We start from the raw sequence: 25,767 nt of genomic DNA, 5'->3' as shown, positions 1-25,767 counted from the left end.
CCTGGTAACCGATCGGCCCTGCGTTCGTTCCCCCGGACGGGGGAACGGCACGGGAACTACGGATCTGAACCGAGGTGTACGCCATGGTGGCTCCGCCGGACAACGACGTGCTCTGGGCACGCGCCCTGCGCTTTTCGTACGACGACGGCTCGCCCGGGCTCAGCGGCGTCTCGCTCGGGGTCCAGGAGCGCGAGATCCTCGCCGTGGTCGGCCCGCGCGGCAGCGGCAAGACCGCGCTCCTGCGCTGCCTGTCGGGGCTGACCCCGCCGGGCGGCGGCGAGATCTGGTTCAACAGCGTGCCGCTGCACACCATGGGCGCCCAGGCCCGTGACCGGCTCCGCCGCGACCGCTTCGCCTGGATCGGCCCCACCCCCTCGCTGGTCCCCGAACTGAACGTCTGGGAGAACACCGCCCTTCCGCTCATGCTGCGCGGCAGCGGCCGGCGCCGGGCCAAGACGGCCGCGCTGGAGTGGCTGGAGCGCCTCGACGTCGGCGACGCGGCCCGCAAGCGCCCGCACCAGCTGGTCCGGGCCGAACGCCAGCGCGTCAGCATCGCCCGCGCCCTGGCCCCCGCGCCCCAGGTGCTCTTCGCCGACGAGCCGACGGCGCCCCTGCACCGCGCCGACCGCACCCAGGTGCTGCGCACCCTGACGGCGGCGGCCCGCTCGCACGGCATCACGGTCGTGCTGACCGGCCACGACACCGAGTGCTCGGCGTTCGCCGACCGCACCATCGCCCTGCTCGACGGACGGCGCGTGAACACCGTGCACCTGCCTCCCGTCCCCGAGACGGAAGGCCGGGCGGCGTGCTCGCTCTCCGCCTGACCCGCGGCGCCCGGCCCGCCGTCCAGCTGCGCCGCCTGCTGGTCACGGCGGCCTCCGCGGGCACCGCGTTCCTGCTGCTGTGCGCCCTGGGCTACGCCCTGTCCCACCCCGACTCCCCCGGCGACGCGACCGCGCGGCTCGCCTGGTGCCTGCCCCCGCTCGCCGCGACGGTCCAGCTCGCGGTGGCCGTCGCCCGTACCGACCCCGGCACCCGGCCGCGTCCCGGCCTCGCCGCGGTCGGCCTGGGCCCGGCCCGCCTGATGCTGGTCTCGGTGACCACGACGGCCCTGTCCTGCCTGCTCGGCTCGATGCTGGCCCTGCTGGTCTTCCTGCATCTGCGGGGCGACCTCACCGGCATGCCGTTCGACGGGGCGGCCACGGAGGCGCTCGCCGCAGGCACCTCGCTGCCGGTGCCCGGCTCCCTCACCCTGCTGGCCCTGGTGCCGGTGATCGCGTCCGCCGCCGTGGCGTTCGTCCTGCGGCCCCAGGGGCTCGGCCCCGCACCCGACGGCGGCACCAGGCGGTCGTACGGCCGCTTCGGGGCCGCCGGACGCCCGGCGGGCCGGGAGACCTCAGGGTCCTCAGGCCGGTTCGGCACCCGCGTGCGGGAGGCCGTGCGGGGCACACCGGGCGGCGGGCAGGAGCCGCAGCCCGCGCCAGGCGGCGTGGCCGTCGAGGCGCCCGCCGCCGAGACCGCGCCGGACGCGCTCCCCCCGCTGCCGGAGCCGAGCCCGGCGCCCAAGGGCCTGCCGTGGGGCGTGGCGGTGCTCGCCGCCGGCCTGGCGGTGGAGACGTACGCCGCCGGGGCGTCCGGCGACGGCGGTCCCGCCCTGCCCGCGGCGCTGCCCGCCGGGCCCACCGGCGTGCTCGTGGGCTGGCTGCTCACGGCGGTGGGCCTCGCGCTGGCCGCCCCCGGACTCACCCACCTGTGCGGCCTGGTGCTGCAGGCCGTGCGCCCCGGCGCGCTGCGGCTGCTGGCGGGCCGCGGCCTGATGGCGGAGGCCACGCGGATCGGGCGCCCCCTCGGCGTCCTGTGCGCGGTGGCCTCGGCCGCGTACGCCATGACACCGCTGCCGGACGCGGGTTCCTTCGGTCCGCTCACCGCGCTGGGCGCCGCCGTGGTCACCGGCTGCGCCGTGGCCACGCTGCTCACGGCCGCCGTCGAGGCCCGGCAGGACCGCGCCGGCACCACGGCGGCCCTGCTGCGGCTCGGCGCCCCGGCGGGGACGCTACGCGCCGCGGCGGCCCTGCGCGCCGGTGCGCTGCTCGCCGTCTTCGGCCCGCTGACCCTGGTCGTGGCCGGGCTGGCCGCGCTGCCCCTGTCCCGCTGAGCGCGCCGCCCGGAAAAAGGCCCCCGGGCGGCGATGAGTTCCGTGGGACCCCCGGGTCTACCTCACCGAACAGCGACGAACCGATGGGAGAGACCCCGATGACCGCCCCCGCGTACCAGCAGATGATCTTCGTGAACCTGCCCGTGAACGACCTCGACGCGTCGAAGAAGTTCTTCACGGAGCTGGGCTACTCGATCAACCCGCAGTTCAGCGACGACAACGCGGCCTCGGTCGTGATCAGCGACACCATCGTCGCGATGCTGCTGACCAAGCCGTTCTACGCGACCTTCACCAAGAAGGAGATCGCGGACGCCACCACGACCAGCGAGGTCCTGATCTGTCTGAGCGCGGAGAGCCGCGCCAAGGTCGACGAGCTGGTGGAGAAGGCCGTCACGGCCGGCGGCACCGCCTCGGACAAGGTCCAGGACATGGGCTTCATGTACGGCCGCGCCTTCGACGACCTCGACGGGCACACCTGGGAAATCGTGTGGATGGACCCGGCGGCCGTCGAGGGATGACCGATGTCCGGGCGGCCTAAGGTCGTGTCCGCAAAGTCCCGTTGTTCGCCCGTAGGGCGGGCCGAGCGGTGTTTCCGGTGCGTGCTCTGGGGGTCCCCCCTGCTCGAAGAGCTTGGGGGAGCGTGCCGGGCGCCGGGCGGCAGGCGGGACTTTGCGGACACGACCTAGCATGGGCGGGTGCAGACGATGCCCGCCCATGCGGCCCACCACGACGACCATGAGATAGAGACGCTGGAGGAGTTCGACGCGATCGTCTCGGCGCGCGGCTCCCTCGCCGGGTTCCGGGTGCAGGCCGTCGATCTGACGGACCGTACGCGCGAACTGCTCACCACCGGCGCGGCCGGCGCGGTCTTCCTCGGCTGCCCGATGCGTGAGGACGCGGCCGCCAAGGTGCGCGCCGAGGGCGCCCTGGTCTTCCCGCCCGTCCCGGACCTGCCCTTCGACCCCTACCGGGGTCATGTCTACACGCCGGACGAGCTGTTCGCGTCCCTGGCCGACGGCTACGAGGCCACACCGGACGCCCGCGCCTACGCCTGGCTCCAGCGCACGAAGGCCGACCGGGACGTGTACGCCTCGACGTTGCGGGCGCTCCACGACGACGCCGTGTCCGACGCCCTGGACGAACTCCTCACCGGCGCCCGGGTGGTGGGCGTGATGGGCGGGCACGCGATGCGCCGCGGCACGCCGGAGTACGAGGGCGCCGTCCGGCTCGGCCGGGAACTGGCGCGCGCCGGTCTGACGGTCGCCACCGGCGGCGGTCCCGGCGCGATGGAGGCGGCCAACCTCGGCGCCTTCCTCGCCCCGTACGGCGACGAGGAGTTGGGCGACGCGCTGCGGCTGCTCGGCAAGGCGCCGGGGTTCACGCCGTCCGTCACCGAGTGGGCGTCGGTCGCCTTCGAGGTGCGGGCCCGCCTCCCCCGCGGCGGCCGCTCGGTCGGCATCCCGACCTGGTTCTACGGCCATGAGCCGCCGAACCCCTTCGCCTCCCACATCGCCAAGTACTTCTCCAACGCCACCCGCGAGGACGGCCTGTTGGCGCGGTCCACGGCGGGTGTCGTCTTCCTGCCCGGGGCCGCCGGCACCGTCCAGGAGGTCTTCGACAACGCGACGCCCAACTACTACGAGTCGCGCGGCGAGCCCACGCCGATGGTCCTGGTGGACCGGGCGCACTGGACCGAGCACCTGCCCGTGTGGCCGTTGCTCCAGTCGCTCGCGCGCGACCGGTCGATGGAGACGCGGATCGCCCTGGTCGACCGGATCGACGAGGCGCCGGAGGCCCTGAAACGTCTCCTCGGTTAATAAGAGGGCAAAGCCAACGCCTGTAGTCTGCATATGCGTTGACAGTGCTTATGCGACGCTTATAAATCTGTGAGTCTCACGGGAACGGTGATGTCCCGTCACCGCTTCCTTCCAACCCCCCTCAGTGGTGTAACTCCCGTAAGGACAAACGTGTCCATAAACCGCCGTACTGTCGCACGCTCCGTGCGGGCCCTGGGCGTGGCGTCCGCCTCGGCCGCACTGGCCCTCTCCGTCGCGGGCAACGCGCTCGCGTGCGACATCAGTGAATTCTCCGCCGAAGCCAAGTGCGACGGCGACAAGGGCGTCATCACGGTCACCGACAAGGACCCCAGCGGTGTCCCTGCGACGGTCACCGTGTTCCTGCAGAACAACGGCGCCGACCTCGAGAAGGTCGGCGAGCAGGTGGTCAAGGGCTCGCGCGAGGGTGTCACCATCACCTTCGCCGAGGACTGGAAGCCGAACGCCGAGTACCGCGTGCACGTCAAGGCCGCCGGCTACGTCGACAAGGACATCAAGCCGAACCTGACGACGCCGTCCACCGCCTGCAAGAAGGACGAGACGACGCCCCCGGCTCCGTCGGACACGCCGTCGCCGACGCCGTCGGACTCCGCCTCGACCCCGGCCGAGGAGACCGAGACCCCGGCTCCCTCCGAGAGCGCGTCCACCGCTCCTGCGGAGAACGCCCCCTCCCCGGCGGCCGGTGACTCCAACCTGGCCGAGACCGGTGCGAACTCCAACACCGGTCTGATCGCGGGCGTCGCGGTCGCGCTGGTCGCCGTCGGCGGTGGCGCGGTCTTCTTCGGCCTGCGTCGCCGTGGGGCCAAGAGCGAGGGCTGATCCGGCCCTTCCGTGACACCGCTGCGGCCCGTCCCCGTCCCCGGGGGCGGGCCGCAGTCGTTGCCGGGCGCGGGCCTCAGCCGAACGTCGCCCGCTCCAGCCAGAACTCCAGCAGCTCCCGCTCGCCGAGGACCTCCAACCGGGCGTCGTCCAGCGGCAGTCGGCGGTAGAACGCCAGCAGGACGTCGGTGAGCGTGCCGCGCAGCGCGACCGTCGCCTTCTCGTGGCCGCGCCGCCACTCGATCGCCTCCCCGTCCAGGTCGACGAACCACTCGGCGTCGACGCCGGGCACGGGGTCGGTGGCGTGCAGATGGATGCTCGCGCCGGGCCTGCGCAGCTCGCGCGAGGGGTCGTCGGGGATGGTCCGCTGCGCCCATTGCACGATCTCCAGCCACTCGTCGATCGCGTCGGCCGCGATCTCCGGCGCCACCTCGTACGGCAGACCGGCGGCCAGCGTGGCGTCGGCGCGGTGGACGGTGAGTTCGTGCGTCATGCGGCGGGCCCAGAAGCCGGAGGTGGGGATCCCGGCCCACGACCACACGCCGGTGTCCGGACCGGCCTCCCGCAGCGTGCCGACGAGCATGTCGCCGGTCTCCGCCAGCCAGGCGTCGAGCGCGGCGGGGTCGCCCTGCGCGTCGGGCCCCTGGGCGCCCGGCACGGTCTCCTCCGGGATCTCCTCCGCGGCGCGTGTCCGCACCATCAGCTCCACCCAGCGCAGGGCCTCCCCCGTGTGCCGGACGAGCTGCTCCAGCGACCAGTCGGGGCAGGTCGGCACGGTGGCCGACAGATCGGCACCGGAGGTCACCACCGCCCTCAGCAGACCGACCTGGTGATCTATCTCGTCGCAGTAGCGATCATGTGCGAGCAGCGTCATGCCCGCACCCTACGGTCCGGATGATCAGCCGAGCACCACGATTTCCGCCGCGTCGAACTCCACGCCCACCACGTCCCCGACCTCCGGCGCCTCCCGCAGCGCGCAGGCCGCCTCCAGACGCGGCGCGTCCTCCGGCTGCAACCGCAGGGCGACGTGCGTGCCCCGGAACGTCCGCGCGGCGACCGTGCAGCGCAGTCCCTCGTCGGGCGCGACGAGCCGCACGCCGGCGGGCCGGACGAGCAGGGTCCGGATGCCCTGTGCGGCGTTCCCGTCGACCGGGAGCTTGCCCCAGGGGGTGTCCGCGGCCTCACCGGCCACCGTGCCCTCGACCACGTTGTCGAAGCCGAGGAAGCGGGCCACGAACGCGTCCGCCGGGCGCTGCCACACCTCGAGCGGCGTCCCGGTCTGCGCGATCCCGCCGTCCCGCATCACCACCACCCGGTCGGCCAGCGCGAACGCCTCCCCCTGGTCGTGGGTGACGGCCAGCACGGTGGTGCCCAACCTCCCGAACAGCTCGCGCAGTTCGACCACCAGGCGCTCCCGCAGCGAGCGGTCGAGCTGCCCCAGCGGCTCGTCCAGCATCAGCAGCCGCGGCCGGGGCGCGAGGGCACGGGCCAGCGCCACCCGCTGCTGCTCCCCGCCGGACAGCGAGGCGACGGCCCGCCCGGCGGCACCCGGCAGCCCGACCAGCTCCAGCAACTCGCTCACCCGCTCGGCCTGTTCACGCCGGGACGCCCCGTGCATCCGGGCGCCGAACGCCACGTTGCCGCCGACGTCCCGCTGCGGGAACAGCTGGTGGTCCTGGAACATCAGGCCGACACCCCGCCGGTGCGCGGGCACCCCGGCCTGGTCGCGCCCGTCCAGCGTCACCCGGCCGGCGTCCAGGGACTGCAGCCCCGCCACGGCCCGCAGCAGCGTCGACTTGCCGCTGCCGCTCGGCCCCAGCACGCACACGATCTCGTGCTCGGCGACGTCCAGGTCGACGGCGTCGAGCACCGCCCGCCCGCCGAAGCGGACCGTCGCGCCCGTCAGGCTCAGCAGCATCTAGAACTCCCCCGTCCGGTCGGTGCGCAGCCGCTCCAGCACCAGGAGCGCCACCGCGCACACCACCATCAGCACCGTCGAAAGGGCCATCGCCTGGCCGTAGTTGAGGTCCCCCGCGCGTCCCAGCAGCCGGGCCACCGCGACCGGCAGCGTCGGGTTGTCGGGGCGCGCGATGAACACGGTCGCGCCGAACTCGCCGAGCGACACCGCGAACGCGAACCCGGCCGCGATCAGCAGCGCCCGGCGCACCATCGGCAGGTCGATCTCCCGCCACACCCGCCAGGGCGAGGCGCCGAGCACCGCGGCGGCCTCCCGCAGCCGGTCGTCGACGGCCCGCAGCACGGGCAGCATCGTCCGCACGACGAAGGGCACCCCGACCAGCGCCTGCGCGAGCGGCACCAGGATCCAGCTGCTCCTCAGATCGAGCGGCGGCTCGTCCAGGGAGATCAGGAACCCGAACCCGACGGTCACCGCGGACACCCCGAGCGGCAGCATCAGCAGCGCGTCGAAGCCCCGGACGAACCGGCCCGCGTCCCGCCGGCTCAGCGCGGCCGCCGCCGGCCCGCCGACCAGCACGGCGATGAGGGTGGCGACGACGGCGTACTGGAGGGAGTTGCCGATCGCCTCGATCGGCGCGACGAGGAAGACCCCGCCGTCGGACTCGGTGAGCGCCCGGTAGTAGCCGAAGCGGGGTGCGTCCAGCGACCGCCGCACCAGCACGGCCAGCGGCAGCAGCAGAAGGACGGCGATGACGGCCAGGACACCGGCCAGCAGCGCCCACTGCCCGGCCCCGCGCGGCCGCCGCGCCGTCCGGGCCGCGTCGACGAGCCGCAGGGTGCTCTCCCGCCGCCGTACGGTCCACGCGTGCACGGCGAGGATCGAGCCGACAGCCGCGAACTGCACGATCGTCAGCACGGCGGCCGTGGACAGGTCGAAGATCTCGGAGGTCTGCCGGTAGATCTCGACCTCCAGGGTGGAGAAGGCCGGACCGCCGAGGATCTGGACCACGCCGAAGGACGTGAAGGTGAACAGGAAGACCATGAGCGCGGCGGCGGCCACGGCGGGCCCGAGCGCCGGCAGCGTGACGGTCCGCCAGGCGGTCCAGCGGGACGCCCCGAGCATCCGGGCGGCCTCCTCCTGCCGGGGGTCCAGCTGGGCCCACAGACCGCCCACCGTCCGTACGACGACGGCGTAGTTGAAGAAGACGTGCGCGAGCAGGATCGCCCACACGGTGGTGTCCAGCCGTACGCCCCACAGTTCGTCCAGCAGCCCGCCGCGGCCGACGAGCGCGAGGAACGCCGTGCCGACGACGACCGTGGGCAGCACGAACGGCACGGTCACCACGGCCCGCAGGACCTGTTTGCCGGGGAAGTCGAAGCGGGCGAAGACATAGGCGCCGGGCAGCGCGATCAGCAGGGTGAGCGCGGTGGAGGCGAGGGCCTGCCAGGTGGTGAACCACAGCACGTGCCGGATGTCGGACTGCCCGAGCACGTCCCACAGCCGCCCGAACCGCCACACCCCGTCGACGTGCAGGCCGCGCGCGACGATCGCGGCGACCGGGTAGGCGAAGAAGACCGCGAAGAACGCGACGGGCACGGCCACGAGACCGAGCCGCGCCGCCGCGCCCCGCGTACGGCGCCCCTTTACCTGAGGACGAGCGAGGTCCACGACTTGACCCAGTCGTCACGGTGGGCGGCGATCTTCGCCGGCTCCATGGTCTCGGGGTTCTTCGCCGCCGGCCCGTACTCGGTGAACTCCTTCGGCACCTGGGCGCCCTCGCGCACCGGGTACACGAACATGTTCATCGGCATGTCGGCCTGGAACGTCTCGGACAGCAGGAAGTCGATCAGCGCCTTGCCGCCCTCGGCGTTCTTGGCGTTGCTGAGCAGACCGGCGTACTCGACCTGCCGGAAGCAGGTGCCCTCCACGACCCCCGTCGGCGCGTCCGAGGGCCGCGGGTCGGCGTAGATCACCTCGGCGGGCGGCGAGGAGGCGTACGAGACGACGAGCGGCCGGTCACCCTTGGCCTTCTTGCCGCCGGCGGAACCGGAGAACTCCTCGTTGTACGCCTGCTCCCAGCCGTCGACGACCTTGACGCCGTTGGCCTTCAGCTTCTTCCAGTAGTCCTGCCAACCGTCGTCGCCGTACTTGGCGGCGGTGCCGAGCAGGAAGCCCAGGCCGGGCGAGGAGGTCGAGGCGTTCTCGGTGACGAGGAGGTCTTTGTACGCGGGCTTGACCAGGTCGTCGAACGAGGTCGGCGGGGTGAGCTTGTGCTCGCTGAAGTACGCCTTGTCGTAGTTGACGCAGACGTCGCCGGTGTCGACGGGGGTGACGCGGTGCTTGTCCTGGTCGACCCGGAACTCAGGCGCGACCTTGCCGGAGCCCTTGGCCTCGTACGACTGGAACAGGCCGTTGTCGAGGGCCCGGGACAGCAGGGTGTTGTCGACGCCGAAGAAGACGTCGCCCTGGGGGTTGTCCTTGGTCAGGACGGCCTTGTTGACGGCCTGCCCGGCGTCGCCGTCCTTGAGGACCCGGACCTTGTAGCCGGACTGCTTCTCGAAGGCGGCGAGGACGTCCTTGGACACGGCCCACGAGTTGTGGCTGACGAGGGTGACGGTCCGGGAACCGCCGCCGCTGCCGCTGCCGTCGCCGGAGCCGTCGGACGACCCGCAGCCGGCCAGCGTGACGAGCCCCAGCCCAACGGCCAGGACCGTGACCTTCTTGGTGATGCCCACTTGATTCCTCCTGGAGTGACCAGGAAGAGACGCGGCCCTGCCCGTGGCCCCGGGGAGGGGCTCGGGCAGGGCGCAACAGCTCGAGTGATGACCGATCTCCCTACCCAGAATGACCTGGGCCAGGTTCGGAGGGTCTGCGGCCGGTGCCGCACTCTCAGCGCTGTGGCGCTCCCCTGTCGGAATATGCAGATGTGTTGACGCCGGTCAGACTACCGCTCGGTGGCGGCGAGCTGACCACACGCCCCGTCGATCTCCTGACCACGGGTGTCCCGGATCGTCACCGGCACACCGTGCGCGGCGATGGCCTCGACGAACGCCTTCTCGTCCTCGGGCCGCGAGGCGGTCCACTTCGATCCCGGCGTCGGGTTCAGCGGAATCAGATTCACATGCACGGGCTTGCCCTTGAGCAGCCGCCCGAGCCGGTCACCACGCCAGGCCTGGTCGTTGATGTCCCGGATGAGCGCGTACTCGATGGACAGCCGGCGACCGGACCGGGCCGCGTACTCCCACCCGGCGTCCAGCACCTCCCGCACCTTCCACCGCGTGTTCACGGGGACGAGGGTGTCGCGCAGCTCGTCGTCGGGGGCGTGCAGCGAGATGGCGAGCCGGCACTTGAACCCCTCATCGGCGAACCGGTGAATGGCAGGCACGAGCCCGACGGTCGAGACGGTGATCCCCCGCTGCGAGAGCCCCAGCCCGTCCGGCTCCGGATCGGTGAGCCGCCGGATGGCCCCGACGACACGCTTGTAGTTGGCGAGCGGCTCACCCATCCCCATGAAGACGATGTTGGACAGCCGGGCCGGCCCCCCGGGAACCTCCCCGTCCCGGAGCGCCCGCATCCCGTCGACGATCTGATGGACGATCTCGGCGGTGGACAGATTCCGGTCGAGGCCGGCCTGGCCGGTCGCGCAGAAGGGGCAGTTCATCCCGCACCCGGCCTGCGAACTGATGCACATGGTGACCCGGTCCGGGTACCGCATCAGCACGGACTCCACGAGCGTCCCGTCGAACAGCCGCCACAGCGTCTTGCGCGTGGTCCCCTCGTCGGTCGACAGATGCCGCACGACGCTCATCAGCTCGGGAAACAGCTCCTCCCGCAGCTTGGCGCGGGACCCGGCGGGGATGTCGGTCCACTGCTCCGGATCGTGCGCGTACCGCGCGAAGTAGTGCTGCGAGAGCTGCTTGGCACGAAACGGCTTCTCGCCGATCGCGGCGACGGCGTCCTTGCGCTCACCGGGCGTGAGATCGGCAAGATGCCGCGGCGGCTTCTTGGCTCCGCGCGGGGCGACGAATGTGAGTTCTCCGGGTGCAGGCATAACCCTTCCAGTGTGGCAGATCAACTCTGGATGCCCAGGCCGGAGCGGGGTGGGGGCGGTCACCCACGGGTGCCGTCTGTCATCGTCGGCCAACCTCGCACGGCCCAGGGACGGCCCAGCAGCGATCACTCGTCGGCCGCCTGCCACTCGTCGAGCCGGACCTTGACCTGGTGGTTATGTGCGGTGTGCCAGTAGACCGCCCCACTGACGAAGGTGCCCAGGGCCGGGAGGTCCATCCCCTGCGGCATGGCCGTGATCTCCGCCAGCGCTACGGCGTGCGGCACGCCGACTATCCGTATGAAGACGCCGAAGGGCCGGCGACCGATGACCTCTCCGGTGACCCGGGCCTCTATAGGCAGGGCCGCGACGGTTGCCTCCCAACTGCTCCGCACCAAGTCCGCGGCGGGCACCTCAGGACCCGTAGGCCACGCGTACTCATCCATCGGTAGATCATGGCCCTGGGACTGGTGCTTAGAAGATGTGGGCATGTCTGACCAGGTCAGCGCGATCGGCGGACGCCGACGCCCTGCTGCGCTGCCGACCTTTCACCGCCCTTGCCGTCACACCACCACACGTCACAGTGCTGGTGTGTTCGCTCCAGAGCAAGCCCTGGAGCCCACGGTGTGGCACGTCTCAGCACCAGAGCAGAGCATGTGTGCACTGCCGAGGTGGGCGACGAGGCCGTAAGTAATTTCAACCTGATGCAGGTGCGAAGCGCTCAGTGCTGGCTACCATGACCCACCTGAGCTTTGGTCAGCAGGGGGGACGGGTCATGGCCGCGTCGAAGTATGAGATCGGGTTCGAAGTTATTTCAGATCTGGTCGACTCCGACGACAAGTCGAGGAGTCGAAATGAGGCAACCACTCGTCTACATCTAATCGACCGAATCATCTTCGATGCCCTGCAGTGGCCTAGAGAGCAATGCACTCCGGAGGAGAGCCACGAGGGCTTGTATGCCGACTACGTCCTCGGACTACCTAAGCGGCAGATGATTGTCGAGGCGAAAAAGGAGGGCACCTATTTCGAGTTGCCCCTAGACGCTAAGGCAAGAGAAGTCTCTTTGCCTGCCCTGGCCCGAGGTAACGGAAACCTGAACGCCGCGCTAAAGCAAGTGGGAGGATACTGCACTAGCCGAGGAATTCCCGTAGCCGTCGTTTGCAACGGACGCCAACTGGTGGCGTTCATCGGGAGTCGAGTCGACGGCATTCCGCCGACTCAGGGACGTGCGATTGTTTTCCGTAGTCTTGCTGAGATGAAGGACGACTTCCAGACTCTATGGAATTGCTTGTCCTACCCAGCGATCGAGCGTAGACACCTGGAAAGTCGAGTCACGAGCGAGACGCTCCCACCCCCTCCAGAGAAGCTATCCCGTCGGCTTCTGCGCTATCCAGGGGTTAAAAAGAGGAATGAACTAGAACACGAACTTAGGACTCTAGGCGAGATCTTCCTGCAGGATCTCGTCAAGGACGAAGACTTCAAAGATGATTTCATCGAGAAGTGCTACTGCAGCAGCGGCGCCCTGTCTCAGTACGCCCTAATCAGTAAGGAGATTCTGAAAAATCGCTACGCGGCATCTGGGCAGGGAGTGAAGAAGACTGTCACCTCCGCAAGCGACAAGAAAGGCGTATCAAAAGACCTACTGAATGCCGTACTGGCGAAAAGCGTGACGAAAAGACCCGTGATCCTTCTCGGCGATGTCGGGGTCGGAAAAACGAGCTTCATCAAGAATCTCGTGGCGGTAGAGGCAAGTGAAGAGTTGAAGCGGGGAATTGTCCTCTACGTGGATTTCGGCAGAGAGCCTGCCTTGCGTACCGACTTGCAGAACTACGTACTCGACTCCTTCGAGCGACAGCTTCGCGAGAAGCATCAAGTTAACCTTGCTAGCGATACCTTTGTGCGCGGCATTTACCACGGCGACTTGCTGGCCCTTCGGGAGGGTATCTACGGGTTCCTGCGCGAATCGGATCCGAACGCCTATCGACTGAAGGAAGTGGAGCTCCTAGCCTCAAAAATCGCAAATAAGAGCGGTCACCTGAAAAAGGCGATCGAACATCTGACAACGGGCGAGCGCAGAACCGTGGTCATTTTCTTGGATAACATTGACCAGCGTCAAGATGATTTTCAAGAAGAGGTATTTCTTATCGCGCAGAGCATGGCCGAAACCTGGCCGGTCACTTGCTTCGTCACGCTTCGCCCTTCCACCTATAACAAAAGTAGAAGGCAAGGATCGCTTAGCGCTTATCAAAACCGAGTCTTCACTATTTCACCCCCTCGTATCGACCTGGTAGTACAGAAGCGTCTCGAATTCGCTCTGGATCAGTTGCGCGATGGAGGACTCTCACTTTCGGGCGAGGGAGTTTCCGTCGAGAGCCACCTGCTGCGCGAATATATTGAAGTAATAGCTGACTCCATCGAGCGTAATCCGTCCCTTGCGGAGTGTATCGACAACGTTAGTGCTGGCAACGTTCGTGACGCTCTTGACCTGTTGACCATTTTCGTTGGAAGCGGCCATGTGGATACCGGGAAAATTCTTGAGATCAAAATCAAGAAGGGCTCCTATTTTATCCCGCTTCACGAATTCCTTCGGGCTGTCATCTACGGAGACAACGAACACTACTCGCCAGATAACTCGTTCGTTGCTAATATGTTTGATGTTATTTCACTGAATAGCTCCGAGCATTTCCTTATGCCTCACATGATGGATTATTGCCTGCGATCCTCTCAGAGCCCTCATTCCGAGATGGGCTATGCGCTGCAGAGCGAGGTGTTCTCATACCTGCAGTCGCTGGGATATCACGATCTACAGATTAGTTCTGCTTTCTCGCGTGCAGAGCGAGCAAAGCTGTGCGACTTCGTCATGGCGGATGAGGAAGCGCCAACTCGGTTGCGTATTACGCAGAGGGGCGCTTACATTTTACGGAAGCTGATCACCGAGTTTGTTTACGTAGATGCCGTTGTGGTGGATACGCCCATCCTTGATGAGGGTTTCAGGGAAATAATCGCCGACGTTCGATCAATCGAGGATAGGCTTGATAGGGCGCGTCACTTCCTTGGTTACTTGGATACTTGCTGGGAGGACGCTCCCCATCCTGACGGCGGGTTCGACTGGCCTTCAGTCTCTTCTGCACTAGGCCGTGGCATTGAGGAGGTTAGTAGGCGGCTGGATGCTAGGAAGCGGGAAAGGTAACACCAAGGTCGGTGGAACGGCTTTGGGCTGGAGCTGCTTTGGGGCGAGTGATCATGGCCCCGTAAGCTTCCGGCGAGTCGGGCAGTCTGTGGACCTGCCCGTTAAAGCACGACGTTGGGGCCATGATCTTAGAGGCTCGCCCCAAAGTGGCTGCCTAACTGGCTGTTCTCTATCCGTTCGCGTGCTCGGTCGGCCTCGAACAGGGGCCTGGATCGGGTGAGATTGCTGGTGGCGAGGCATGAGAGAAGGGCCTCTTGGTAGCTCGCGGATGTCGAGTCCAGCGAGGAGCAAGAGGCCCTGTTGTCGAAGTGTCGCGTGGTCACGGTCGCCGGGTCCAGTCCGGTCACTCCTGGGTGTGACTGTCTCGCCCACAGGTTCGGGAACGCGGCCGACAGGCCGGAGCGCCTGCCCCGGTACGGCTCGGACATGAGCGATGCCGAGTGGGCTCTGGTACGGGATCTGCTCCCGGTTCCTGGATGGCTGGCCGGTCGGGGCGGGCGGCCGGAGGGCTACTGCCACCGGCAGATGATCGACGCGGTGCGCTACCTCGTCGACAACGGCATCAAATGGCGAGCAATGCCCTCGGACTTCCCGCCCTGGCCGCGGGTGTATGCCTTCTTCGCCCGCTGGCGGGATGCGGGATTGATCGCCGAGCTGCACGACCGACTGCGCGGGTGTGTCCGCAGGGCTGAGGGCCGTGACCTGGAGCCGAGTGCGGCGGTCATCGACTCGCAGTCGGTGAAGGCGGACGCCACCGTCGCCCTCACCTCGCGGGGCTTCGACGCCGGGAAGAAGATCAATGGACGCAAGCGGCACCTGCTCACCGACACCCTTGGACTGTTGCTGTCCGTGCAGGTCACGCCGGCGTCCACGACCGACCGGGACGCCGCCCGGACCCTGCTGTCGGCGGCGACGGGCTGCTTCCGGCAGCTGTCACGGGTCTGGGCCGACGGCGGTTACACCGGCCACCTCGTCGACTGGGCTACCGCGCACCTCGCCCTCGTCCTGGACGTCGTCCGCCGCAGCGACGACGTCCAGGGCTTCCAGGTGCTGCCCCGCCGCTGGGTGGTGGAGCGATCTTTCGCCTGGTTCCTGCGCAGCCGACGCCTGGTCCGTGACTACGAACGGCGCACCGACACCAGCGAAGCCGTCATCCTGTGGTCGATGACCACCCTCATGAGCCGCCGCCTGGCCGCCCGGCAGCACAGCCCTGCTCCGCTGCGGGCAGCGTGAACCTGCCCGGTTTGACTTCGACCAGCCAGCCCCGTTCCACCAGCCTCTTCAGCCGTGCCCTCGCACCCTCGACGCGGGAGGCGGACGCACTGTCCCAGCCCAGCACCACCGCCGCCCGCCGGGCGCCGAGCCCGTCGCCTCCCGCCTCCACCGCGGCGGCCATCAACGCCTGGTAGTCCACCGACAACACCTCGCTTCCAGGGGCGTTGTCCCGGTGGGGCACCGCCCGGCGCGGCCCCACCGGCTTCTTCTGCGGTGCTCTGCCGCCCACCACGGCGGGCGCCTCCTCCTCGGCCAGCGCCTCCAGATACTGCTCCAGGCCGATCACCCGGCGCCTGAGCACCTCTTCGGCCTCCGCCAGAGCCGTCCGCACCCGCTCCAACTCGGCTTCGAGATCTTCCACCCGCACCGCCGCGGCCTTCTGCCGCGATTCCAGCACCGCCCGCATCGACGGCATCCGCCACCCCCACAACGTCTCGACCAGCAACGGACCGAGACTCCCTCGCCAGCCGCCATGCCATGCCGGACCAGCGGAAACCGCACACGAGGTTCGGAAAGAGAACGACCTCTAAAGCCGTGGAGACGACCGCCCCAGCCACAGAGGGTGTCTCTCACCTTCATGCCCGCAGTCGCCGAGCGCGCCGCCGGGCGCGGCCAGCCGGGGCGAAGACAGGAGGCAGGCCGCGCCGCAGAGGCGGCGCGCGCCCGCGCCGTGCGCGGGCCTTGATGAAGTAGGGAAAGTCTTATCCCGCTGCGATGAGGTGCCGGCCGTCATGGCTTCGTACGTGGGGACCGTTGCCATCCAAGGCATCCAACAGTCTGATCGCGAAGACCTCGGACATGCGCTCCGCCACCTCGTCGGGCGTGAGCCAAGCAACCGCCGTCGACTCGTCGGACGTCCGTTCCTCGCCGCCGGATGGCTTGCAGCGGAAGACTAGGGCGACGATGCCTCGGGTCGTGTTCTTGTAGACGCCGGTGAGTTCGTCCACCTCGACCTGGATGCCTGTCTCCTCCAGGACCTCGCGGGCGACGCCCGCTTCGGGGGTCTCTTCGAGTTCGAGTACGCCGCCGGGGAGCTCCCAAGTGCCGTTGTCGGCGCGGCGGATCGCCAGGAGGCGCCCGTCCTCGCGCACCACGGCTCCGGCCACGGATACCGAGTGCAGCGATGGTGCCTGCCTTGCCTCCTGTGATTGACTCATGTACAGGAGCATAGGAGGAAGAGAAGGACTATGGGAACCGCGGTAGGAGGAGACAAGGCTGTACCTCGGTACGTGCAGATCGCGAACGAGATCGTTCAGCAGATCCGGGCAGGGGTCCTCAAGCCTGGTGACATGGTGCCGAGTGAGTCCGAGCTGATTGACCGCTACGGCGTCTCTGGCGGCACCATCCGTAAGGCCATGGTCGAGGTGCGTGCGAGCGGCCTCGTCGAGACCCGGCACGGCAAGGGCTCCATCGTGAAGGACCGGCCGCCCGTGCGGCACCGCTCCTCCGACCGCTTCCGGCGCTCGCTGCGCCAGGGCGGCAAGGCCGCGTATCTCGCCGAGTCCGAGCAGTCCGGCGCCTCCGCCAAGGTGAGCGTCCTCTACATCGGGCCGATGGAGGCCCCCGAGGATGCCGCCCGCCGCCTGGGCGTGCCCGTCGGCACTCAGGTTCTCGCCCGCCGGCGTCTCTACTTCCGCAACGGCACGCCGGTCGAGACCGCGACGTCGTACCTGCCGTGGGATGTCGTCAAGGAGATCCCGGAGCTGTTCGCCGAGAACCCTGGCGGCGGTGGCATCTACGCCCGACTCGAAGAGCACGGGCACGAGTTCGCCGAGTTCGTCGAGACGCTGCAAGCGCGGCCGGCGTCCAAGGCAGAGGCTTCCGAGCTGGCGCTCAGCCCGGGTGCGCCCCTGGTTCATCTGATCCGAGAAGCCCGTACGGCCGAGGGCCTGGTGGTCGAGGTCTGCGACACGCTCATGGCCGCTGACCAGTTCGTCTTCGAGTATCGGATCCCGGCAGCAGACTGACGCCCGCTCAACTACCCACAGCCCGTCGCGAGTTCGTTCCCGCGGCGGGTTGACTCATGTATAGGAGTGATGCACTCTTCTTCATGTCACTCATGTACATGAGTGACGGAGTCCAGCATCTACGTAGGAGTGATCTGCTGTGCGCCAGATTCCCGTCGACACCGCCAACGCCACCGTGATGGTCGCCAAGGCCCCGCAGCCCAAGGTCAAGGACCGCCGTACCGGCGAGATCGCCACCGACGCCGAGACCGGCGCGACGATGATGACCGTCGACGTGATGTTCGCGGCCAACGACGAGGTGGAGATCCTTTCCATCACCGTCCCGGAGCCGGGCATCTCCGCCGAGCTGGCCATGGGCACCCCGGTCGCCCTCACCGGCCTGGTCGCCCGTCCGTGGGAGAACGAGTTCAACGGGCAGAAGCGGCACGGCATCGCGTTCCGCGCGGTCGCCGTCACCTCGCTCGCCGACGCTGCGGCGAAGCCCAAGGCGGCCTGATCATGACCGCGTTCACGGTCGCCCTGGTGCTGGTCGTCGCCGCTGCGGGTCTCCTGCGGTGGCGGCGTCCCGCCTGGTACTGGCTGACCTTCGGGGTCACCTTCGCCGCGCTGCGGGTCCTGTTCCGGTACGCCTCGGTCATGGACGCCTGCGGGTTGACCGTTCCGCCCTCGCGTTGGCGCCTCGCCCTCGCCCGGATCGCCGACCGGCCGGCGCCTGAGTCCCGGGTGCCGCGCATCCTTCGGTTACGCCCGACTCGTACAGGGCTCGTCCTGCGGCTCAAGCTTCGTCCGGGGCAGGACGCGTTCGACGTCGCGGCTGCCTCCGACCGGCTGCGGCACTCGTTCTCGATGTACGGCGTCACCTCCCGCGAAGTGCGGTCCGGCGTCGTAGAGCTGCGGATGACCGGCTATGACGTGCTCAAGCGGGTGCAGATGCCCGCCAAGACGGACCCTCGCCCCATGCGGGTGCCGGTCGCGCTGCGGGAAGACGGCTCGGTGCACTACCGCGACTACCGCGCCGTTCCGCACGCCCTCACCCTCGGGGCGACGGAGTCCGGCAAGTCCGTGTATCAGCGCAACCTGGTCGCCGGGCTCGCCCCGATGGACGTCGCCCTGGTCGGCATCGACTGCAAGCAGGGAGTGGAACTCTTCCCGCTGGCCCGCCGGTTCTCCGCGCTCGCCGACAACCCCGACACCGCCGCCGAGCTGCTCGACGCGCTCGTCGACCACATGCAGGGGGTCTACCAACTGATCCGGGCCGAGCAGCGCATCAGCGTCGCTGTACCGGACGCGGACATCGCCGCCGACATCTGGGATCTGCCCGAGGAACTGCGTCCGGTCCCGGTCGTGGTCCTGGTGGACGAGGTCGCCGAGCTGGCCCTGTTCGCCAACAAGGAGGAAGAGAAGCGGCGGGACCGCATCATCACCGCCCTGGTCCGCCTCGCCCAGCTCGGCCGCGCGGCCGGCATCTACCTGGAGATCTGCGGGCAGCGCTTCGGCTCCGAACTCGGCAAGGGCATCACCATGCTCCGCGCCCAGCTCACCGGCCGCACCGCCCACCGCGTCAACGACGAAACCTCCGCGAACATGGCCTTCGGCGACATCTCCCCGGACGCCGTCCTGGCCGCCATCCAGATACCCGCCGAGCTGCGCGGCGTCGCCATCGCCTGTGACTCCACCGGAGGCTGGCACCGCATCCGCGCCCCGCACACCTCTCTGCGCCAAGCCGTGAACGTCTGCAACAAGCACGCCGACCGCACGCCCGCGCTGCCCGTCCTGCAGCCGTTCCGGCCTGCCGTAGCCGCGCCGTCTGCTCCTCGCGTGCCGCTGTCCAAGGCAGCCCCCGTCACGGCCTGATCCTCCCTGTCCAACCGGTCGGCGCGACCGTCTCGCGCCAGGTCCCTACCCCCGCCATGCCTCATCTCAGAAGGGAGCCGTGATGGCCCGCCCCGCTCTTCGCATCGACGCGGTCCTGGTCCAGGCCGTCATCGCCGGTGCCCTGTCCTTCGCCCACCTCCACGACCTCGCTGCCGCTGCCGGACAGGACGGTTGGAAGGCCTGGGCCTACCCGATCAGTGTCGACCTGCTCCTGGTCGCCGCCTGGCGCCGACTGCGCACGGACGGGCCGTCCCGGCTGGCCTGGTGCTGGTTCATCACCGCGCTGTTCGCCTCGCTCGGCGCCAACGTCGCCACCGCCGGGCTGCTCGACCTGGACCAGGTCCCGGCGTGGCTGCGCATCCTCGTCGCAGCGTGGCCCGCACTCGCCTTCATGGGCGGGACGCTCCTGGCCCACTCCGCCGCAGAGCAGGTCCCGGAACCGCCGGCGCCTACAGCCGCGGCCCCCGAACCGGCACCCGAGCCCGTGCCCACGCACGCCCCGAAGCCCGAGCCCGTCCCGGCCGCCGACGACACCCCGGCGCTTCCCGCCGCCGAGCCCGCACCGGCTCCTCCGGTCACAGCACCGCCGGTCCCGGCCGCGCTCATCAACCACGCCCGCAAGGTCGCCGACGACCACCAGGCCCGTACGGGATCGCCCATCGACACCGACACCCTGCGCGCCCGCCTCGGCGTCCCGCCCCAACTCGCCGCCGCCATCGCCGCCCAACTCGCCTGACACCGACGGGAGACACGCCATGACCAGCGATCCGGCCGACCTGACCGCCGCCGACCACCTCGACGCCGCCCGCGAGATGGCCGCCACCAACCGGCCCTTCCTCGCCCACCTGCTCGCCGAGGAGGCCGCCCGCCTCACCACCGACCCGGCCACCGCCGCCGGCATCCGCGCCGCCTTCCCCGACCCGAACCTGACCCGAACGGAGACCGACTGACATGCCCGCCCGCGACTTCTTCCACTCCGTGATGCGGATCGGCCCGGTGCAGATCGGCACCCACCGCGACCGCCACGGCACCACCAAGCACGCCGCCGTGTGCAGCAACGACCACTGCGGCTGGTCCGCCGACTACTCCAGCCAGTCCGCCGCCCAGCTCGCCGCCCGCACCCACCGCTGCAAGGTCCGCTAGGAGACCACCGCCATGGATGTCCCGCTCTGGTTCGCCCTGCTCGTCGTCGGCTACCTCGGCGTCAAGCTCATCCGCCCGCCCGCCTGGCTCATCGCGGTGCTCCTGCTCGGCGGCTTCCTCCTCGCCGACAGCGTCCTGGCCCCCGGCATCGACACCTTCATCAAGTGACCCGCGCCCGAAGGGAGAACCACTGATGTTCCGCCCGAAGATCCCGACCATGCCCACCCCGACCGGCCGCGTCACGCCGCCCACCGTGGTCGAGCCGACTGCCATCGTCCCGGGCTCGCACACCCCGCCGACCTACCCGACGGAACCCGCCCGGCCTCGCCCCACCGTCCAGCTCACGCCCGGCACCGCGCTCGCCCTCGTCGGCGGCGGCACAGCCGTCGTCCTGGTCGTCGGCGCCGTCCTGGTCTCCCTGCTCCTGGCGGTCGCCATCACCGGCGCCTCGGTCGCCGTCTGCGCCGTCGTCCTGCGCTCGCTCCTCGCATCCGAGGCCAAGCGACGCTGACCGGCCCCCGGGCGGCCTCAACCGCCAAGTCTCCGCCGCCCGGGCGCCGTCCTGTCCGATCCACTGAACCGGAAGGAACCCCCATCATGACCGGCTCCACCCCGGCCGCCACCGGCAACGCCCGGATCTGCTCGAACTGCGACGGCTTCGGCTCCGTCGCCATCACCCTCGGCGGCCGCGACCGACACGGTCACCTGCGGACCATCACCGCCCACTGCCCGGCCTGCGACGGCCTCGGCACCGTCCCCGCCCGCCGTACGCGGGAGGGCGCCCGTGCCTGAGACGCTGCTCGACCCGACCACCCTCGGCGACCTGCTGAGGGTGGCTTCGGCCCCTGACTACCACCGCTGGGAAGACCAGATCCGCCGCACCGGCGGCTGCTCCGACCCCATCCACCTGACCGGATGGACCCTCCACAAGGACAAGACCACCGGCGAGACCCTGCATCACTACTCCACCGAACACGAGCCCGGCGGACGCCTCCGCCTCGCCTGCGGCAACCGCCGCGCCTCCCGCTGCCCGTCCTGCGCCTGGACCTACGCGGGCGACACCTACCACCTCATCCGCGCTGGCCTCGCCGGAGATGACCGACGCGACATCCCCGCCAACGTCCGCGACCACCCCCGTGTCTTCGCCACCCTCACCGCCCCCTCGTTCGGCCCGGTCCACAACCGGCCCGACCGAGGCGGCTGCCGCTGCGGCACACGCCATGCCGCCGACGACCCGGCCCTGGGAACCGCCCTCGACCCGGCAACGTACGACTACGCGGGCGCCGTCCTGTTCAACAACCACGCCGGGCAGCTCTGGCAGCGCTTCACCACCCGGCTCCGCCGCGAGATCGCCGCCCGCGCCGGCCTCACCCGCCGCGAACTCGCCGACCACCTGCGCGTCTCGTACGGCAAGGTCGCCGAATTCCAGAAACGCGGTGCCCTGCACTTCCATGCCGTGATCCGCCTCGACGGCCCGGACGGCCCCGACACGCCCCCGCCCGCGTGGGCAACGGTCGACCTCCTCGCCGACGCCATCCGGGCCGCTGCCGCGCACTCGTACACGTCGGTCTCGGTCCCGGCCGCCGAGGACCAACCGGCCCGCACCTTCCGCTGGGGCAAGCAGCTCGACGTCCGCCCCGTGAAGGCCTTCGGGGACGGCTCCGACATCACGGAGCAAGCGGTCGCCTCGTACGTAGCTAAGTACGCGACCAAGGCCGCCGAGAACACCGGCACGCTAGACCGCCGCATCGGCGAACTCGCCGAACTCGACCGCCACGACGTACCCGACCACACCCGCCGCCTGATCGAAGCCTGCAAGCTGCTCGACCCGCTCTACCCCGACCGGCGCCTATGGGCCTGGGCGCACATGCTCGGCTTCCGCGGCCACTTCTCCTCCAAGTCCCGCCGCTACTCCACCACCCTCGGCGCCCTCCGCCAGGCCCGCGCCGACTACCGCGCCGCCCAGGAACACGCCGCCCTCGGCCTCGACGACCAGGAGCCGGACACCGTCCTCGTCCTGGCCGACTGGCAGTACGCCGGCCACGGCCACACCCCCGGCGAATCAGCCCTGGCCGCCACCATCGCCCGCGACCTCCAGCTCAACCGCGAAACCGCCCGCGAAGCACTGCGAGACCTGGTCTTGGAAGGAGCCATTACATGACCGTTCGCACGCTTCCGGAGCGGTACCTGACCCCGGCCGACGTCGCCGAGCTGCTAGGCGTCCCGGTCGAGACGCTGTACCAGTGGCGGCGGAAGCGCACAGGTCCTCCAGCCTTCCGCGTCGGCCGGCACCTTCGTTACGACCCCGTCCGGCTTCGCGAGTGGGTCGACAGTCTCACCGAGGTGGCCGCCTGATGCCCGGCCACGTGCAGGACCGCTGGTACAAGACCGAGCCGGGCCCGGACGGCAAACCGGTGAGAGTGAAGACCGACCGCTACGGCAGCGGCCTGCGCTACCGGGCCCGGTACGTCGGTCCGGACGGCACGGAAAAGAGCCGGTCCTTCCCTGACCGTCAGAAGCGCAAGGCGGAAGAGTGGCTGGCCGAAACGGCCGCCGACATGTCCCGAGGCCAGTACGTCGATCCCAAGGCCGCCCGGATCACCTTCCAGCAGTACGCGGAACGCTGGATCGCCGGACAGACGACCGATCTCAACACCCGCATCGGAGTGGAGACCCGGCTTCGGTTGCACGCGTTCCCTCGCATCGGCGCGCGTCCGCTCGGCTCCTTCCGGCCGGTGCACATCCGCGAGTTCGTCCGCGACCTGGAGAACGACGCGATAGGCGGCGCCTACGCCCGCAACATCTACGCCAACGTCCGCGCGGTCCTGTCGGCCGCCGTGGACGATGGCCACCTCGCCCGGAATCCGTGCTCGGCGGCATCGGTCCGTCCGCCGGTCGTCTCGGCCGCTCGGGTCGTGCCCTGGCTTCCGTCCCAGGTACGTGCTGTCCGCGATGCTCTGCCCGAGCGTTACCAGGCCATGGTCTCCGTGGGCAGCGGCTGCGGTCTGCGTCAGGGCGAGATCGTTGGTCTGTCCGAGGACGCCGTCCAGCTCGACGGCCACACATTGCGCGTCACGACTCAGGTCAAGCTCATCCGGGGGGTCGCGGTCTTCGCTCCGCCCAAGGGCAACAAGGAACGGAACGTCCCGCTGCCTTCGACAGTGGCTTCCGCTCTGCGCCGGCACATGGAGCGTCACCCGCCCGTGGACATCAAGTTGCCGTGGGGCAGGCCGGACGGTCCGCTCACCGAGCGGCGTCTGATCTTCACGAACACGGTGGGTGGGGTCGTCTGGCGGAGCAACTTCAACGTGCACGAGTGGAAGCCCGCACTCGCCGCGGCTGGCATCATACCCACGCCGGAGCCCGGGAAGCCGTACGCCTCCGCCCGGCAGCACGGGATGCACGCCCTTCGCCACTTCTACGCCTCGGTCCTCCTGGACGCGGGCGAGAGCATCAAGGCCGTGAGCGAGTACCTGGGGCACGCCGATCCGGCGATGACGCTGCGGGTGTATGCCCACCTGATGCCCAGCAGCAGCGAGCGGGCCCGCCGGGCCCTGGACGACGTCTTCGGCACGGCCCAGGATCCCTGACGGCCCAGGGACGGCCCACCGGATACGAAACGGCCCCCTGCTGGCGGAAGAACCGCTGGTAGGGGGCTTCTCCATGCCTGTAGGAGATCAGTTCTCCGGGTGCAGGCATAACCCTTCCAGTGTGGCAGATCAACTGCGGGTGCCCGGGTCGGAGTGGGGTGGGGGCGGTCGCCCACGGGTGCCGGTCGGCGTTGGTCGGGCCCAGGGACGGCCCACCGACGCCCCGACGGGTCATTCCACCTGCGCCGGAGCGACCGGGAGCTGCTCATGACGCAGCCATGTAAAGGTGCGGTCGGGTTCGAGATGGGCGTCGCCCCAGTAAATGGCATGGATGCCGTTCTCGGCGTCGGCCGTGAAGAACACACAGACGAGCCGGGTGGAGGCTCCCAGCTCCTCGAACGCTTCGTGCAGCCCCAGGTACTCCTCGGTCGCCAGATCCTCGTCGACCTCGAACAGCCCCTCCGGAGACTGCGGCCCGTGCGCCCGAAACAGCCGCTGCCGCGTAGGAGAAGCATTCGCCGGCAGCCGGGCCCGATCCAGCGGCCTGGGCCGGTCCGCGTACCGGAAGGGAAAGAGTGCGTGATCGTTGATCACCGCGTACTCGTACCCACGCACGTCCCGTACGGCTTCCCCCAGCTCCCGAGCGCTCTCCGCCAGGTGCTCGCGCACGAGACCCGCCAGGGCAACGCCGTACGGACTCCGCTTCTTGAGCCCCGCGGCAAGGTGCGCGGCATGAGCCTTCGCGTGCGCCTTGGCCAGCTGCACCGGAACCGCAGCGGCAAGCGCGCCGGCATGCCGCCCAAACCGCTCGACGGCCCAACCCGACGGCCCCACCGAATAGCCACCCAACACCGACATGCAGCGCCCCCTCCCCCTGGTCCCCGCCTCTGATTTGTGTGACACGTACACGAAGGGCACACAAGGGGGCGATCCGGCCAGGACACTGCGAGCCGCGTGATGTCCAGACCCACTGCCACGTACGCGTCGGCAGGGTCGGCCATCGTCACAGTGCGGCTCTCAGTCGGTCCCTGGCGCCCAGCCGCTCACCGTGAAGCTGCTGCCGTCCCGGCGGACCTCGACCGCGCCCGGGCCCGCGAAGTGTGCGGGGACGATCAGTTCCCGTCGGTCCGCTGCCTGTTCGAGTACGGCTCGGCGGGTCGCGGCGGCCATATGTGGGTCCTCGCAGAAGCAGCTGTTGAACCGGGGGTCGAGGATCTGCACGGGGCTGTGCAGCATGTCTCCGACGAACACGGCGCGGTCCCCGCCGGAGGACAGCCGGACGACCGAGGAGCCCGGGGTGTGCCCCGGTGCGGGCTCCAGGGTGAGGTGTGCGTCGACGCGGTGGCCGTCCTCCCACAGTACGGCGCGGTCGAGCACCGGCGTGATGCTGTCCTCGTACACCAAGTGGCTGCCCTCTCGCCGCCGTTGCTCGTAATCGTCCCGGGGCGTGGGCCGGCGGTGGGCGTTGCTCGGATCGAAGTAGTCCTTGTCGGCCTTCGGGATCAGGTACGTCGCGTTCGGGAACGTCGGGACCCAGGAGTCGCCGTCCAGCCGGGTGTTCCAGCCGACGTGGTCGTAGTGGACATGCGTGTTGATCACGACGTCCACGTCCTCGGGCCGGACACCGGCCGCCGCAAGACGGTCCAGGAAGTCCGTGCGCAAGTGGTCGAAGAGCGGCACCTGCGGCCGGGTCCGGTCGTTGCCCGCCCCCGTGTCCACCAGGACGACCTTGCCCTCGCTGCGCAGCACCCAGGTCTGGACGGCGCCGTGGTACGCGTCGGACTCCGGGCGCCAGTGGTCCGGGGCCAGCCAGGACTCGTTGTCCCGCCAGATCTCCGGCGGACTGTCCGGGATCATGAACCGGGCCGGGGCGATCTCCCCCTGCCACTCGACCACCTTCGTGACCTCGACCTCGCCGAGCCGGAAACGCCGCATCGTGTGCGTGGTGTGCG

29 protein-coding genes and 1 riboswitch are annotated in these 25,767 nt (G+C 69.6%); of the genes, 19 read left to right on the top strand and 10 right to left on the bottom strand.

Annotated elements, in window-relative coordinates:
* Window positions 1–83 precede the first annotated feature (83 nt).
* The 5 genes from F8R89_RS25535 to F8R89_RS25515 all read left to right on the top strand — a co-directional run bounded on the left by F8R89_RS25535 (window position 84) and on the right by F8R89_RS25515 (window position 4,809).
* Window positions 84–824, top strand: coding sequence for an ABC transporter ATP-binding protein (locus F8R89_RS25535; protein ID WP_151786126.1), 741 nt, complete (start codon window positions 84–86; stop codon window positions 822–824).
* On the top strand, window positions 806–2,155 hold the full coding sequence (locus F8R89_RS25530; protein WP_151786125.1) for a hypothetical protein: 1,350 nt from the start codon (window positions 806–808) through the stop codon (window positions 2,153–2,155). The genes F8R89_RS25535 and F8R89_RS25530 overlap by 19 nt, the downstream gene beginning before the upstream one ends.
* Before the next feature lie 98 nt (window positions 2,156–2,253).
* Window positions 2,254–2,673 (top strand): VOC family protein, encoded by a 420-nt coding sequence (locus F8R89_RS25525; protein ID WP_151786124.1) that lies wholly within the window; start codon window positions 2,254–2,256, stop codon window positions 2,671–2,673.
* A 177-nt stretch (window positions 2,674–2,850) separates the two neighbouring features.
* Window positions 2,851–3,972, top strand: coding sequence for an LOG family protein (locus F8R89_RS25520; RefSeq protein WP_151786123.1), 1,122 nt, complete (start codon window positions 2,851–2,853; stop codon window positions 3,970–3,972).
* Between the two features lie 183 nt (window positions 3,973–4,155).
* Entirely contained in the window at window positions 4,156–4,809 is a 654-nt protein-coding gene (locus F8R89_RS25515; protein WP_225994481.1) for an LAETG motif-containing sortase-dependent surface protein, read from the top strand.
* A 76-nt stretch (window positions 4,810–4,885) separates the two neighbouring features.
* Here the strand turns inward: F8R89_RS25515 and F8R89_RS25510 are convergent, their stop codons facing one another.
* From F8R89_RS25510 to F8R89_RS36860, 6 genes are all read right to left on the bottom strand, one after another.
* The gene (locus F8R89_RS25510; protein WP_151786121.1) at window positions 4,886–5,683 is read right to left on the bottom strand and encodes a maleylpyruvate isomerase family mycothiol-dependent enzyme; all 798 of its coding nucleotides are present in this window, start codon (window positions 5,681–5,683) and stop codon (window positions 4,886–4,888) included.
* Window positions 5,684–5,707: 24 nt separating this feature from the next.
* A complete protein-coding gene (locus F8R89_RS25505; protein ID WP_151786120.1) occupies window positions 5,708–6,727 on the bottom strand; it encodes an ABC transporter ATP-binding protein in 1,020 nt (339 codons plus the stop codon).
* The gene (locus F8R89_RS25500) at window positions 6,728–8,395 is read right to left on the bottom strand and encodes an ABC transporter permease (RefSeq protein ID WP_151786119.1); all 1,668 of its coding nucleotides are present in this window, start codon (window positions 8,393–8,395) and stop codon (window positions 6,728–6,730) included.
* Complete coding sequence (locus F8R89_RS25495) at window positions 8,371–9,462, bottom strand: thiamine ABC transporter substrate binding subunit (RefSeq protein ID WP_151786118.1); 1,092 nt, start codon at window positions 9,460–9,462, stop codon at window positions 8,371–8,373. The genes F8R89_RS25500 and F8R89_RS25495 overlap by 25 nt, the downstream gene beginning before the upstream one ends.
* 79 nt (window positions 9,463–9,541) lie before the next feature.
* A riboswitch (TPP riboswitch) is annotated at window positions 9,542–9,647 on the bottom strand.
* A 24-nt stretch (window positions 9,648–9,671) separates the two neighbouring features.
* Complete coding sequence (gene rlmN / locus F8R89_RS25490) at window positions 9,672–10,778, bottom strand: 23S rRNA (adenine(2503)-C(2))-methyltransferase RlmN (RefSeq protein ID WP_151786117.1); 1,107 nt, start codon at window positions 10,776–10,778, stop codon at window positions 9,672–9,674.
* Between the two features lie 125 nt (window positions 10,779–10,903).
* A complete protein-coding gene (locus F8R89_RS36860) occupies window positions 10,904–11,062 on the bottom strand; it encodes a hypothetical protein (RefSeq protein WP_225994480.1) in 159 nt (52 codons plus the stop codon).
* 488 nt (window positions 11,063–11,550) lie between these two features.
* On the opposite strand from F8R89_RS36860, the gene F8R89_RS25480 reads away from it, so the two are divergent.
* Together F8R89_RS25480 and F8R89_RS25470 are read left to right on the top strand one after the other, a co-directional pair.
* A complete protein-coding gene (locus F8R89_RS25480; protein ID WP_151786116.1) occupies window positions 11,551–13,965 on the top strand; it encodes a hypothetical protein in 2,415 nt (804 codons plus the stop codon).
* A 426-nt stretch (window positions 13,966–14,391) separates the two neighbouring features.
* Window positions 14,392–15,198 (top strand): IS5 family transposase, encoded by an 807-nt coding sequence (locus F8R89_RS25470; protein ID WP_151786115.1) that lies wholly within the window; start codon window positions 14,392–14,394, stop codon window positions 15,196–15,198.
* Here the strand turns inward: F8R89_RS25470 and F8R89_RS25465 are convergent.
* Together F8R89_RS25465 and F8R89_RS25460 are read right to left on the bottom strand one after the other, a co-directional pair.
* Complete coding sequence (locus F8R89_RS25465; protein WP_151788280.1) at window positions 15,140–15,646, bottom strand: hypothetical protein; 507 nt, start codon at window positions 15,644–15,646, stop codon at window positions 15,140–15,142. The two genes, F8R89_RS25470 and F8R89_RS25465, sit on opposite strands and share 59 nt — an antisense overlap.
* A gap of 295 nt (window positions 15,647–15,941) precedes the next feature.
* Complete coding sequence (locus F8R89_RS25460) at window positions 15,942–16,409, bottom strand: NUDIX hydrolase (RefSeq protein ID WP_192806224.1); 468 nt, start codon at window positions 16,407–16,409, stop codon at window positions 15,942–15,944.
* Window positions 16,410–16,427: 18 nt separating this feature from the next.
* Between F8R89_RS25460 and F8R89_RS25455 the strand changes: the two genes are divergently transcribed.
* The 12 genes from F8R89_RS25455 to F8R89_RS25400 all read left to right on the top strand — a co-directional run bounded on the left by F8R89_RS25455 (window position 16,428) and on the right by F8R89_RS25400 (window position 23,815).
* Window positions 16,428–17,207 (top strand): GntR family transcriptional regulator, encoded by a 780-nt coding sequence (locus F8R89_RS25455; protein ID WP_151786114.1) that lies wholly within the window; start codon window positions 16,428–16,430, stop codon window positions 17,205–17,207.
* Between the two features lie 139 nt (window positions 17,208–17,346).
* Window positions 17,347–17,703, top strand: a complete 357-nt coding sequence (locus tag F8R89_RS25450) for a hypothetical protein (protein WP_115507966.1) — start codon at window positions 17,347–17,349, stop codon at window positions 17,701–17,703.
* Between the two features lie 2 nt (window positions 17,704–17,705).
* Window positions 17,706–19,061, top strand: a complete 1,356-nt coding sequence (locus tag F8R89_RS25445; protein ID WP_151786113.1) for an FtsK/SpoIIIE domain-containing protein — start codon at window positions 17,706–17,708, stop codon at window positions 19,059–19,061.
* 82 nt (window positions 19,062–19,143) lie between these two features.
* The gene (locus F8R89_RS25440) at window positions 19,144–19,818 is read left to right on the top strand and encodes a DUF2637 domain-containing protein (protein WP_151786112.1); all 675 of its coding nucleotides are present in this window, start codon (window positions 19,144–19,146) and stop codon (window positions 19,816–19,818) included.
* 19 nt (window positions 19,819–19,837) lie between these two features.
* The gene (locus tag F8R89_RS25435) at window positions 19,838–20,032 is read left to right on the top strand and encodes a hypothetical protein (protein WP_151786111.1); all 195 of its coding nucleotides are present in this window, start codon (window positions 19,838–19,840) and stop codon (window positions 20,030–20,032) included.
* Window position 20,033: 1 nt separating this feature from the next.
* Window positions 20,034–20,225, top strand: coding sequence for a mobile element transfer protein (locus F8R89_RS25430; RefSeq protein ID WP_151786110.1), 192 nt, complete (start codon window positions 20,034–20,036; stop codon window positions 20,223–20,225).
* Between the two features lie 12 nt (window positions 20,226–20,237).
* A complete protein-coding gene (locus tag F8R89_RS25425; protein WP_151786109.1) occupies window positions 20,238–20,393 on the top strand; it encodes a hypothetical protein in 156 nt (51 codons plus the stop codon).
* 25 nt (window positions 20,394–20,418) lie between these two features.
* Entirely contained in the window at window positions 20,419–20,736 is a 318-nt protein-coding gene (locus F8R89_RS25420; protein WP_151786108.1) for a SpdD-like protein, read from the top strand.
* Between the two features lie 86 nt (window positions 20,737–20,822).
* Window positions 20,823–21,017, top strand: coding sequence for a hypothetical protein (locus tag F8R89_RS25415; protein ID WP_151786107.1), 195 nt, complete (start codon window positions 20,823–20,825; stop codon window positions 21,015–21,017).
* Window positions 21,010–22,386, top strand: a complete 1,377-nt coding sequence (gene repSA, locus F8R89_RS25410) for a replication initiator protein RepSA (protein WP_151786106.1) — start codon at window positions 21,010–21,012, stop codon at window positions 22,384–22,386. Before F8R89_RS25415 ends, repSA begins: the two co-directional genes overlap by 8 nt.
* The gene (locus F8R89_RS25405; protein WP_151786105.1) at window positions 22,383–22,580 is read left to right on the top strand and encodes a helix-turn-helix domain-containing protein; all 198 of its coding nucleotides are present in this window, start codon (window positions 22,383–22,385) and stop codon (window positions 22,578–22,580) included. Before repSA ends, F8R89_RS25405 begins: the two co-directional genes overlap by 4 nt.
* Window positions 22,580–23,815 (top strand): tyrosine-type recombinase/integrase, encoded by a 1,236-nt coding sequence (locus tag F8R89_RS25400; protein WP_151786104.1) that lies wholly within the window; start codon window positions 22,580–22,582, stop codon window positions 23,813–23,815. Before F8R89_RS25405 ends, F8R89_RS25400 begins: the two co-directional genes overlap by 1 nt.
* A 231-nt stretch (window positions 23,816–24,046) precedes the next feature.
* Here F8R89_RS25400 and F8R89_RS25395 read toward each other — a convergent pair whose 3' ends face one another.
* Both F8R89_RS25395 and F8R89_RS25390 read right to left on the bottom strand, forming a co-directional pair.
* A complete protein-coding gene (locus F8R89_RS25395) occupies window positions 24,047–24,673 on the bottom strand; it encodes a hypothetical protein (RefSeq protein WP_151786103.1) in 627 nt (208 codons plus the stop codon).
* Window positions 24,674–24,832: 159 nt separating this feature from the next.
* Entirely contained in the window at window positions 24,833–25,750 is a 918-nt protein-coding gene (locus F8R89_RS25390) for an MBL fold metallo-hydrolase (protein ID WP_151788278.1), read from the bottom strand.
* Window positions 25,751–25,767 lie beyond the last annotated feature (17 nt).

It is taken from the genome of Streptomyces sp. SS1-1, assembly GCF_008973465.1.
In the GTDB taxonomy this organism is placed as follows: Bacteria; Actinomycetota; Actinomycetes; order Streptomycetales; family Streptomycetaceae; genus Streptomyces.
The sequence above is the reverse complement of the archived record's forward strand: the minus strand, read 5'-3'. Positions and strand labels throughout refer to the sequence as shown.